The organism is Methanobrevibacter boviskoreani JH1 (assembly GCF_000320505.1).
Taxonomy (GTDB): domain Archaea; phylum Methanobacteriota; class Methanobacteria; order Methanobacteriales; family Methanobacteriaceae; genus Methanarmilla; species Methanarmilla boviskoreani.
In genome coordinates, this window is the sequence record NZ_BAGX02000015.1 from 1 (window position 1) to 12,449 (window position 12,449).

A 12,449-nucleotide genomic window follows, 5' to 3' on the forward strand; every position below is an offset into this window, starting at 1 on the left:
CTTATGGAAGATGACGCTGTTAATGCCCTTAAAAAAATAGACAATATGGATATTGCGGTTATCGGTGGAAGTGGAAGGGAACTTGAGACCATTTTAGATATTGTAAATGAAAAGTTAAATCCTAAAGGTAGAATCCTAATTACATCAATACTTGTAGATACAAAAGTTGAAGCGGTTAACAAACTAAAAGATTTGAACTATAATCCTCAATTTATGGAGATTAACGTGTCAAAAGGTAGAATACTAGATCGTGGAATACTTATGAAAGCGGAAAATCCAATAGGTATTATAACCGCATCTAAACATTAACTATCTTTAATATAACCACTTTTCAACGATATAAGATAGAAAAAATTATTTCTTATTTTTACCATTTTTCAATTATTTTAGAATAATAAAATATTGGAGTTCTTATTCTAACTATTTTATATACAAACCGAAAATATTATTTTAAATTAAACTATTTCCTATTTTAACCATTTTTCAACTATTAAAACAATGAAATATTATTTTTTAGATCATGGTTTTAAATTTAATGAAGAAATGACATATTAATCGTAGAATATATTAACAACTTTCCATATTTCATTAATATAATGTGTGAGATTATTAACTATTTTTTTTAATTTAAACTTAAATCAATTAAAAATATATCAATAATAAAGTATTAAAATAATAATAGATTTTAATAAATCTATAAAAAATTATATACATTATTGATGTAAATTTTAGTGGTGAGAGAATGGTAAAAGTAAAATGGTCTAAGTGGGAGCTACATTTTGCAATCATCCTCATAATATTGGTATTTATTATATATGGAATAGATACAATAATATTTGGAGAGCCTGCAGAAATATTCCACTATGTAATGTTACATCTAGGATTTATTCCAATAGACATTCTAATTGTAGCATTAGTAGCAGAAAACATGATTGAAAGAAATGAAAAGAAACAAATTCAGGATAAAATAGATATGATGATGGGCATATTCTTTAATGAAATTGGTTATGGTCTATTAAGTCGTATCTATAAAATTGATGAAAGTGATGATATTGTTAGAGCATTGAAATCTATTTCTACCTGGAGTGATGATGACTTCAAAAAACATTTAGAAGAAATGGAAAATAAACCTAAAACATTGCATCCAACAATTACAAATGATGAAATGGTTTTATTTTTTGAAGATTTAAAAGAGTTTTTAAATGCAAACAGGGAATTTGTCCTTGAGATCATATCAAATCCTACATTGCACAATAGGGATAATTTCTCACAGTTAATGCTTTCAATTATGCACTTAATGGAAGAGTTAGACTTTAGAGATGATATAAGTAAATCACCGGAAACAGATTTAAAACATTTATTTGGTGATGTGAACAGAATTTATAGTAAGCTTCTCTATGAATGGATTAGATATTTGGCATCTATTAAGAAACATTATCCATATATGTTAAATTTAGCAATTCGTACAAATCCATTTGATGAAGATGCAAATGTAATTTTAACTGAATAAACACTCTTAAATTATGAAGTGTTAAACAATTCCAAATAAATAAATACTCTTAGGGCAACAAAACGCTAAATGATTCTAAATAATACCCTTTAGAGTATTTATAATTTTTTTTAAATTTTTATATTAATTTTTTAAAACCAATCTACTTTTTTTAAATTTAAAAATCAAATAGCAATTATAATATAATAATAAGTAACAAACTATTTTTAACTATAAACAATTTTTAAAAACCGTGAAAAAAATGAAATCTTGTATACTTTTATGTGGAGGAATGAGTAAAAGAATGGGTAAAGATAAAGGATCAATGAAAATTAATGATAAGCCTATGATTATTCATGTTCTTGATTCATTAAACAATCAAATAGATGAAGCTGTAATTGTTTTAAATGATGAAAAAAGAATTAAAAAATATAAAAAGATTATAAGACAGAAAGATTATAATTATAAAATCTATTTTACAACGGATGAAATAAAAGATCTAGGACCAATGTGTGGAATAATGACAGGCCTTAAACATATACACTCTGATTATGCACTCGTATTACCCTGTGACTCCCCATATGTTGAGGGCAATTTTGTATTCTACATGTTCGATACATTAGAATCATTGATTGAAGATGGGGAAATTAATGCCTTGGTACCCTATCACAGAAGTCCCAAAGATGTTAACATCATAAAAAGAGCGGAGCCATTACATTCCATTTATAATAGAAAGTACATTCCAATAATGGAAGAATACATAAGTCAAGGAATTCTTAGGGTAAGAACAATTATGAAAAATCATAACTGTTTCTATATTCCAATCGATAATCATTTGATTCATGAGAAAAACTTTAAGAACTTCAACAGACCTACAGATATTGAATAAAACCACTATTTTTTAAAATTTACCAGTGAATCTTTTTAAACCGTTTAAAATAGAAAAATAAATGTTATATGAATTCTAACTTATTTAAACTGAAATAAGGTATCTTCTTAAAAATTAAAACAAATTAGTATTTATCTAGAAAACGGTTTAATTTTAAATTCTTTACACAATAAAATAATAAAAGATATTTGATAAAAAATAGATTGAAATAAGATTAAAATAAAAATAAAAAAATTAAATAAAAATCCAATAAAAATTATCTAAATTAGCAACTATTCTAATGTTGGATAGTTTGGACTTTCATTTGTAATTAAAAGATCATGTGGGTGAGATTCTTTAATTCCACTTTGAGTAATTCTTGTAAATTTAGCAACCCTTTTCATGGTTTCAATATCTTTAGCACCACAATAACCCATTGAAGCTTTAAGTCCACCGACTAATTGGAATAAAACTTCAGATACAGTACCTTTATATGGCACAGCTCCTTCTACTCCTTCAGGTATTAATTTTGTATGTTTCATTGGTCCTTTGATTTCTTGGAAGTATCTGTCAGCACCTCCACCAAATCCACCAGTCATAGCTCCCATAGAGCCCATACCACGATAAGTTTTATATTTTTTACCATTCATTACAACAATTTCACCAGGAGACTCATAAGTACCTGCAAGGGCATTACCCAACATTACAAGATCTGCACCTGCACCAATAGCTTTTGCAATATCTCCGGAGTATCTGATACCACCATCTGCAATAACTGGAATATTATAATCTTTTGCAACATCTGCAACATCGGATACAGCTGTAAGTTGTGGTACACCTACACCTGCTACAATACGGGTAGTACACATTGAACCTGGACCAATACCTACTTTAAGTCCATCTGCACCTTTAGCAACAATATCCTCAGCAGCTTCTGCAGTTGCAATATTACCAACACATAATTTCGCATCGATATTTTCCTTCATAGTTTCTATGAAATTAACAACATGCATGTTATGAGCATGAGCACAGTCAATGGAAATGATATCTGCACCAGCCTCATCCAATGCCATTGCCCTATCTAAATCGAATGGTCCAGTAGCAGCTGCCACCAACAATCTTCCTTTTTTATCCCTTGCTGCATTTGCATGTTTTTTATGATTTAAGATATCCCTAATAGTTACAATACCTGCAAGTTTTTTATCAGGAGATAAAACTGGAAGCCTTTCAACTTTATTTTCATAAGCGATATCTAAAGCCTCTTCAGGAGAAGTATTCTCATCAATAGTTACAACATCAGAGGTCATTATGTCCTTAACTAACCTATCTTTTCCTGATTTAATAATCGGATTTACATCCCTACGACTAATGATACCAACAATTTCCTCATCGTTCATTACAGGTAATCCGCTAATGGATAAATCATCCATAAGTTTTTGAACTTCATTAACAGAGGAATCAGGAGTGATAGTAATTACATCACGAATAGTAATATCCTCAGCTGATTTTACTTTTTTAACTTCTTCAACTTCTTGTTCCAAGGTTTTATTCCTGTGAATAACACCTAGACCTCCTTCTTGAGCAAGTGCTATAGCAAGTTCAGATTCTGTGACAGTATCCATAGCAGCACTTAAAATAGGAATATTAAGAGAAATATCCTTATCAAGTTTAACGGTTGTATCTACATTTTTAGGTTCTACATATGATGCATTTGGTGTTAAAAGAAAATCGTCAAATGTATATCCCATTCTAGCTTCTTGAATTTTTTCTGAAAACACATTTCTCACCGAATAAATAAATTTGAAAAATTAAAAATAAATAATCATAAAATATAAAATTTATATTTAAAATTATATAATTAAAAAATATAGTACCAATTTTTTAAAATAAATATAATTATTATTCTTATCTCTTTTAATAAATATAAACTTTATGTTTTTCAATAAAAATTACGATGAAAAAATGAAATTATTTAAAAAAATAAATTGACGACATAATGTGAAATTAATCATACTATAAAACATATTCTGTTTTAAAAAAAAACTGATAGATAGGAAAATCTAAAATAACCCATTATTATATGACAAAACCTTTTCAATTATAAAACTATCCATAATATATTTAGTCTAAATAGTTTTTACAACAATTATAAAACTAAAATTACATTATATTATGATTTAACCTTAGCTAACAGTTTTTCCAAACAATTATAGAACTACTTTGTAATATGAGCCAATCTAAAATCAATTATTTTTGAAAGATCATCTAGTTTTAACTCAACCTGATAACCTATCTTTCCACCACTGAAATAAATGGTATTAAAATTCTTAGCGCTATCATCGATAATAGTTGGAAATTTATGTTTCATACCTATTGGAGAACATCCCCCATGAGTATATCCAGTCAATGATACTAGATCCTTAGATTTTAACATTTTAATCTTCTTCTCGGATACAACCTCAGATGCAAGTTTCAAATCTAATTCCTTACTAACAGGCACTAAAAAAACATAATGATTATCAGATTTACTTACGGTTACAAGTGTCTTAAATACATTGTCAGGATTTTCACCTAAAACCTCAATTACATCCTTTCCACTTATAGCTCCGGAATCAAGGTAATTATAACTTTTATAGGCTATTTTGTTTCTCTCTAAAAGCCTCATTACATTTGTTTTATCCTCATTTCTAGACAAAAGAACCAACTTCTAAAAAAAAATATTAAAAAAAGTTTAAAATAAAAAAATAGCTAAAGTTTTAATAAAATATAGCTAAAAAAAGGTTTAATTAAAAATTAAAAATGAATTTTATTTAATCAAAGGATTTGATTAAATCTTTTAACTCTTTAACAGCAGTACGGTCAATGTGTCCAGTGTTTCTGTCACCATCAACACATGCAGCACCACGAATACCTACAACATCACAGTGTAAATCATATAATGGCTTGATTTGATCCTTTTTAACTGAACCTGCAAGTGCAGTATTTAAATCATATTCTTTAGCTTCCGCAACCCATTTTTCAAGGTCTTCCATACTCATAAAGTCAAATAATGTTTTACCATCCTTAACTGCAGTATCCAACATAGCCAAATCTGAACCAGAATCACGTGCAACTTTAGGAATATCCCATGGTGAAACAGCTCCAACTCTTTCAGCATCTGCATAACCTGCAGCCACTACAATAGTTTCTGGAGATTCGTCTTTAACAGCTTTAACAACATTAGACATAACCTCTACTGCCTCATCATAATTTTTAGTACCATATAATCCTACCTTAATGTAGTCAGCACCGCATTTTAATGCACCTAAACTAGCAAGGGAAACGGTTCCTGGTTTATATGGAACATCACCTATTGTAGAAGAAACTAACTTATCAGAAGGAGTAAGTTCTCTAATATCTTTAATAACCCAAGGGAAATTAGCTCCAAGAGATCCTTCTTTAGGATTTTTAACATCTACAATATCTGCTCCACCTTCAATAGCTTCTACAGCTTCTTCATGATTGATTGGACTTATTAATAAAAGCAAAAAATTTCCTCCAATTATTTACTCAAATTTAAACAAATAACCTATGTATTTATAAAAATATAATTAAGTAAATTTAATCCTTAATAATAAATTCATAATAATTATACTACCAATATAGCATAACTAAAATAAAAAAAATATTATCATAATAAAATAACAATTAACAATTTATTAGTTTATATTTATAAATGTTTTCTATAATTATTATTTATAATAAAATAATACTGCCTCTTATAAGAATATTTAAAGAATAACATTTCAATAAGATTAAAATTAATAATAATTGAATTAAAGAATAAACAAATGTTTAATCCAAACTTTAACTTAAAAATATTCTTAAATATTAATATATAAAGTGTATTTAAACTTAATTAAATATTTAATTATCCTTTATGTTTATATGGACTTCCATTATTTTTTATATTGTTTTTAATCCTCCTATGATTATCCACTTTAAATTCTGTTTTTGAACGTAAACTTTCGATAAGTTCATTGGTAGGGGTGGCTACAGGACAATTATAGGTACACATTCCACATAAGGTACACATATACAATTTTTTATCATCTTTTTCCTCGTTCTCATTAAGATACCTGCTTAATGCAATCCCATGTCCTCCAAGATAATAATTAAAACCAAATTCATTACCTACTACATTGTATACAGGACATGCAACTACACAATTACCACAGTTTATACACCATAAACACTCGTCTTTAGCTTTTGAACGTCCGTTATCAAGTAATATTACTACCACCTTCTCTGCACCATACATTGGTTTCAATAGTTTTTTCTCAATATCTGCTGTTTTTGATGGTCCTGAAATAATATTGATATATGAGGATATTGGTGAGCCTGTTCCGAATACTGATTCTAATTTACAAACTGATACCGCATCCTCAACTTCTGGAACAAGTTTATCAATTCCTGCAAGTACAATATGAAGTTTACGGCTTGATGCGTATGCCACATTGTTTTCATTGTGGACAATTGCAATTGATCCGTCATAAGCAGCAATTGCATTGGCTCCTGTAATACCTACCTTGGCATCATCAACATAGGATAAAACATCAGCCCTTACAGTCTTTAATATATCCTGATGCACAGGATCTAAATCCGTATTTAATCCATCATTAACAATCTCGGTAATTTCATCAATACTTAAATGTGATGCAGGTCCCGTATTGTGTACCGGTCTATTATCCGTATGTTTAAGTTGTAGGATTCTGTCTCCCAAATCAGTTTCGATAACTTTTACACCATTCTCTTCAAGTCTCCTTCGAGCACTGATTTCCCCCATAGTGTTTGATTTTGATTTAATTACAAGTTTATTTTCCTTGTCATAATCATTAATTAAATCAACCATAATTTTAATAGCTTCATCACCATCTTTAGCTTCAAACAACTCAATATCATTTCTTTTAAATGTTTTCCTTACCTGTTCTTGCAATTCTTCATTGTTTTCAATAGCACTAGTACGAATATTAATTACCCTTTCCTGAAGACGGCGAGTTTCTGGCTTGTTAATAATCTTTTCGAAACGTTTATGTAATAATTTAAATGATTTATTCATTTGTTTTAATTCTCTTTCTTCCATATTACCCACTTATATATCCTCTTTCTTTAATGCTTTTGCTACAAACTCAGATAAATCTATAACTTTTAGATTTTCGGAATTAGAACCCAAATTCAATTTACAGAAAGGACAAGCCGTGACAATTAAGTCGCATTTTGTATCTTCTGCCTGTTTTATTCTGTTTTTTGAAATGTTTGCTGAGATTTCAGGAAATGCAGATTTTACTCCACCTCCAGAGCCACAGCATAACGCGTTTTCACGATTATTCTCCATTTCAACAAGATTAGAATATTTCCCGATAACCTCCCGAGGTTCATCATATACCTTTGAGGCCCTACCTAAATGACAAGGATCATGATAAGTTACCTTCAAATCCTTAAAGTTATCGTTTACTTCAATCTTACCTTCATCAATTAATTTATAAAGTAACTGGGAGATATGGATTACATTTAAGTCATAACCTAATATTTCTTTATAGTCATCATTAAGTGTTTTATAACAACCTGCACATGAGGTTAATATTAGATCCTCGTCTTTAATATCATTATAAGTTCTTTTCATTTGTTCTGTAGCCCCATCATAAAATCCGCTTCTTAAAAGTATGGAACCACAACATTCTTCATTATCAATGGTATGATAATCAATTCCTGCCTTATCTAATATGTATTTCGTTGCATTTTCAATATTAGAATCCTTCTCTCTTGCAGTACATCCCCTAAAATATAACATATAATCACTACTTTAATAAAAAAAATTATTCATTTAAATGTTTTTTTTAGACAGATACTTTAAAAAAAAGTTATTTGTTTTAAATCAATAGAATATTTGATATTAATTGTATATAAAACTAATTATTCCATTATATAAAAATGTAAAAATTAAGTATATAATTAATTATTTGTCCATATAAAAAAAATAGAAAAAGTTAATCGTCTTCTTTATCATCATCAAGACTTTCTTCATTATCCATAGCTATTTTTCGAATTAATTTAGTTAATTCTTCATTTTCTGAATCTAATCTCATATTTATTTTTATTAACAGATATCCTAAAAATACAATAGCTAAAACAAAAACTAAATCCAAACCTCTTCTAAAACCTACAATCTGAGCAACATAAGTTGTAGATTCAGGAAATATACCAATAGCAACAATAATTAACCAGAAAATAATTGATACAAGGAATGTTGAAAGATTCGTTTTTCCATTCTTATATCTAATGGCAAATAGAATAACGGCAATTACCGCCATTATCAAAACTATTACCTGATATAACAATAAAGATTCCATATAAACACCTAATAATTTTGAAATATTCAAATATTTAAAAATATATAAGCCTTATAATTAAAAATCTAAGTTTATTTATCAAATTAAATCTGAATTAAATAAATAAACTTCCAATCTAATAACCATTTAACCTATAAAATTTCCAATTAATAAATTCTAATTAAATAAATAAGCTTCCAACTAATATATAATATTTGATTAGATAATTCCAATTAAAGAATCAAACTATCTAAACAAGTCAATAATCATCTTAAACATGATTTTAATACCGACAATTGCATTAGTTCCTTTATGTTGAGTTTCATCAGTATAGATAGTGGTAATTGGAACCTCATCAAACTCAATGTGATTGTCTTTTATTTCTTTAATGAATTCAGAAGATACCCCATAACCTGGGGAAACTACATTAATTTCCTTAGCAGCCTTTGCAGAAAAAGCCCTAAGACCTGACTGTGAATCTTTAACCTTAATACCATAAAATATATGAGTTAAAATATTCATTACATCATTTGCAAAATGTTTGGTTCTGGGCATGTCGTCAAATATGCGTGAACCAATTACCGCATCAGCCTTACTCTCTTTTAACGGTTTTACGACCTTTGAAATATCTTCAAAAGCGTGTTGACCATCGGCATCAAAAGTTATTATATACTGTGCACCATGTTTCAAGGCAACAGTCATACCTGTTTTTAAAGCTGCACCTAAACCACGGTTTATAACATGAGAAACAATGAAAACTTGATGAGGATATAATTTTTGAACTTCTCTTGCAAGTTTTAATGTATTGTCTTTTGACCCGTCATTAACGAGAATGATCTTATAACCTAAATTAGCCACATCACATAAGACCTTTTTAACATGTTTCTCTTCATTATAAGCCGGAATAACCAAATATACACCGTCAATATCTTCTGTCATATCAAATTCACATTTTAAATTTCTAGATTACAAAGGACCTGCATCCTCAAATCCTTCACGTTTACCTTTACCTGCTTCTTTACGCATTTGTTTAGGATGGAACATCATTTTATAAACGTTCTGGGCATGTTCCCTAGCCCTACTTTCTGCCAGGAATTTAAGTTCCTCCTCGGAATCCGTTTCATCCTCATGTACGAAAACCTCAATGATATGGGTGTTTGTCATGAGCTGTGCATTGATTAAACCTGTTGAGGCTTCATGAGCACATATTTTATCTTTTCTTTTAGGCCCTGGCATTCCAAGTGCCATTACAATATCACAGTTTTCCTCCTCAATGAGTTTCTTACTAGCTACAGGAAGATCTTTAATACCTGGAACTGTTACTCTGATGATTTTAGTATCATAAATATATTTTTTAAGTTCATCCTCTGCAGCACGACCCATATCAAATCTTGCAAAGGTAGTATCACATATTCCAATTCTCATAGTAACCATTTAATTTATTTTATAATATTATTATTTTATTTATCTTTTTATTTAAAATTTTATAATTCAATATATAATTAAATCTAGATAGTATGTATTTAATTAATAATCATTTAAGATAATAATCAATCCAATATAGGAGCAATCTTTTAACCTCCCTAGAATCATTGGAACTAAAAAGATTATTGATTATGGATATCGCCAAATTATATCCAGTTCTAGATGCCATTAGATTATAGGCCACATCATCAATTATATGGGTGATAGTCAATGTAACAGCTACCATTTTAGGGTTGTGGATTTCACCCTGTAAGGATTTTATAAAGTTTTCCTTTTCATCCTCTGTAAAATCCTTATAAAAATCATTGATATCTAGTTTATATCTATAAAGTAATGTTAAAACATTTGATTGTGAACTGGGACTAATCCATGTTTGCTTTAGATTCGCCTCTGCTATTGACTCCATAACGGCTGAGCCAATTAACTCTCCAAGTTTTGAATGCTTACCAGTATTTTCAACAATATTGTCGGACTTTTTATCTGAGACTAGAATAATCCCATCGGTCCCTGTTCCTGTAGCAATACCGCTGGAATACTGGGAGGGAATTTGTTGTTGTTGAAGTATTGCTGATTTTGCTTCCGTAGCAGTCATTAATGCATTTAAAAGAGAATTTTCATCCAGATAACAATTAAAAATCAGTATAATATTTATTGTTCCTACATCCATATCTTTTTTAAGTTTATTCCCTTTTAAATCATAATATATATGGTTTTCCTCATAATAGGATGCAGGATCACCTGCTCTTACAGCATTGACTTTTGTTCCTGCAGTTGTAATGGCTGTAACGGATATTTTTTCAAATGATTTTTTAACTATTGAGGTGTTTCTAATATCCGCATGAGTTAGAAGTGAAGATGTTTTATCCGCATTCAAATCTAAGGATTTGGCTTTCAATCTCAGATATTCAACTATTCCATCCATGTTGATTTCATTTATCTCATCATCAGATAGATGTTGATTAAAGACAGATTCTAAATCTTCCCTATATCCTCCATTTAAATAGGATATGGAAACACCATTCCTCCCATATGGAAATTCAACTATAAGAAAGTCTTTATTGGTATAAATTTTATCATGGGAATCGGTTTCATAAATTAATTTGAAATCCTTATTTGACATAATATCATGATTTAAAAAAAATAGAATTAATTTATTTAAAAAAAATATTAAAAACTAGAACAATATAGATTATCTGTTTTTTATTATAGATCTATATGCTTTACGAGCCTGACCTATGGTTAATGGATAGTCACCATTAAAATCAATGTCGTCCTCCTTTTCAAGAATTTCAGATAAATGGGCAATCCTTGGAAGTCTTAGATTAGCTTTCCTTATAAGATCAATATTGGAGAAAACCTCTTTAGGACTACCTTGTTCTAAAATAACACCTTTACTAATTACAAATACCTTACTTGAATATACCGGCACTAAATCAACGTCATGGGTAGAAATAATAATGGTCATACCCTCATCATTTAATTCATAAAGTAATCGTAAAATATTTGATGCGCCCTTAGGATCAAGACCAGAGGTAGGTTCATCAAGAACCATTATTTCAGGTTTCATTGCAAGTATTCCAGCAATAGCCACTCTTTTCTTTTGACCTCCACTTAAATGATGAGGTGCTTTTCTCTCATAACCAGACATTCCAACTCTTTTAAGGGATTCTGTTACAATTTCCTGTGTTTCTTCCTGAGAATAACCAAGATTTAAAGGACCGAATGCAACATCCTCCTCAACGGTAGGTGCAAATAGCTGATCATCAGGGTTTTGAAATACGATTCCTACCTTCTGTCTTACTTTCATCAATCCCTCTTTTTTATAGTTAATTGGTTCTCCGTCGACTAGAACCTCACCACTAGTTGGTTCATAAATACCATTAAAATGCAAGAACAATGTGGATTTACCTGCTCCATTTTTACCTAATAATGAAACCATCTCTCCCTTTTCCACTTTAAAATTGATATGATTTAGTGCAAGAGTTCCATCAGGATATTTATAACTAACATCTTTAACTTCTAAAATAAAAACCCCTCCATAATTAATATTAATTTATTTTTACTTATATATAAAGTTTAAATTAAAATTAAAAATAATTAAAGTTTATTTGAACAATAATTAAAATGATTTTAAAAAACTATTAAAAGTATTAATAAAAACAAATAAATAAGAAAATAGTAATAATTTCTAAAAAATAGTTTAAAAAATTAATATTTCTTAAAATAAGAATATTAGATT

Annotated in this window: 12 protein-coding genes and 1 pseudogene; 3 read left to right on the forward strand and 10 right to left on the reverse strand. The window is 29.0% G+C overall.

The annotated features are described in order from the left end of the window. From ON24_RS03145 to ON24_RS03155, 3 genes and pseudogenes are all read left to right on the forward strand, one after another. A pseudogene (locus ON24_RS03145) lies at positions 1-309 on the forward strand (precorrin-6Y C5,15-methyltransferase (decarboxylating) subunit CbiT); the annotation flags it as partial. A 433-nt stretch (positions 310-742) separates the two neighbouring features. Continuing rightward, positions 743-1,510 carry a hypothetical protein gene (locus tag ON24_RS03150; RefSeq protein WP_040681942.1) on the forward strand — a complete coding sequence of 256 codons (768 nt, stop codon included), beginning with the start codon at positions 743-745 and terminating at the stop codon, positions 1,508-1,510. Between the two features lie 241 nt (positions 1,511-1,751). Further along, positions 1,752-2,378, forward strand: coding sequence for a molybdenum cofactor guanylyltransferase (locus ON24_RS03155; RefSeq protein WP_040681943.1), 627 nt, complete (start codon positions 1,752-1,754; stop codon positions 2,376-2,378). 272 nt (positions 2,379-2,650) lie between these two features. On the opposite strand, the gene guaB is transcribed toward ON24_RS03155, so the two are convergent. The 10 genes from guaB to ON24_RS03205 all read right to left on the reverse strand — a co-directional run bounded on the left by guaB (position 2,651) and on the right by ON24_RS03205 (position 12,236). After that, positions 2,651-4,135, reverse strand: a complete 1,485-nt coding sequence (guaB, locus tag ON24_RS03160; protein ID WP_016358356.1) for an IMP dehydrogenase — start codon at positions 4,133-4,135, stop codon at positions 2,651-2,653. 437 nt (positions 4,136-4,572) lie between these two features. Then, positions 4,573-5,052, reverse strand: coding sequence for a Cys-tRNA(Pro) deacylase (gene ybaK, locus ON24_RS03165; protein WP_040681944.1), 480 nt, complete (start codon positions 5,050-5,052; stop codon positions 4,573-4,575). Between the two features lie 115 nt (positions 5,053-5,167). After that, positions 5,168-5,884 (reverse strand): (5-formylfuran-3-yl)methyl phosphate synthase, encoded by a 717-nt coding sequence (locus ON24_RS03170; protein ID WP_016358354.1) that lies wholly within the window; start codon positions 5,882-5,884, stop codon positions 5,168-5,170. 383 nt (positions 5,885-6,267) lie between these two features. Beyond that, complete coding sequence (locus tag ON24_RS03175) at positions 6,268-7,479, reverse strand: LUD domain-containing protein (RefSeq protein ID WP_040681978.1); 1,212 nt, start codon at positions 7,477-7,479, stop codon at positions 6,268-6,270. A gap of 9 nt (positions 7,480-7,488) precedes the next feature. After that, complete coding sequence (locus ON24_RS03180; RefSeq protein ID WP_040681945.1) at positions 7,489-8,187, reverse strand: (Fe-S)-binding protein; 699 nt, start codon at positions 8,185-8,187, stop codon at positions 7,489-7,491. Positions 8,188-8,383: 196 nt separating this feature from the next. Next, a complete protein-coding gene (locus ON24_RS03185; protein WP_040681946.1) occupies positions 8,384-8,746 on the reverse strand; it encodes a DUF2304 domain-containing protein in 363 nt (120 codons plus the stop codon). A gap of 225 nt (positions 8,747-8,971) precedes the next feature. Beyond that, a complete protein-coding gene (locus ON24_RS03190) occupies positions 8,972-9,664 on the reverse strand; it encodes a glycosyltransferase family 2 protein (protein WP_040681947.1) in 693 nt (230 codons plus the stop codon). A 27-nt stretch (positions 9,665-9,691) separates the two neighbouring features. Continuing rightward, the gene (gene ribC, locus ON24_RS03195; RefSeq protein ID WP_040681948.1) at positions 9,692-10,150 is read right to left on the reverse strand and encodes a riboflavin synthase; all 459 of its coding nucleotides are present in this window, start codon (positions 10,148-10,150) and stop codon (positions 9,692-9,694) included. 109 nt (positions 10,151-10,259) lie between these two features. Then, the gene (locus tag ON24_RS03200; protein WP_040681949.1) at positions 10,260-11,330 is read right to left on the reverse strand and encodes an adenosylcobinamide amidohydrolase; all 1,071 of its coding nucleotides are present in this window, start codon (positions 11,328-11,330) and stop codon (positions 10,260-10,262) included. Positions 11,331-11,399: 69 nt separating this feature from the next. Then, positions 11,400-12,236 (reverse strand): ATP-binding cassette domain-containing protein, encoded by an 837-nt coding sequence (locus tag ON24_RS03205; RefSeq protein ID WP_201415762.1) that lies wholly within the window; start codon positions 12,234-12,236, stop codon positions 11,400-11,402. Positions 12,237-12,449 lie beyond the last annotated feature (213 nt).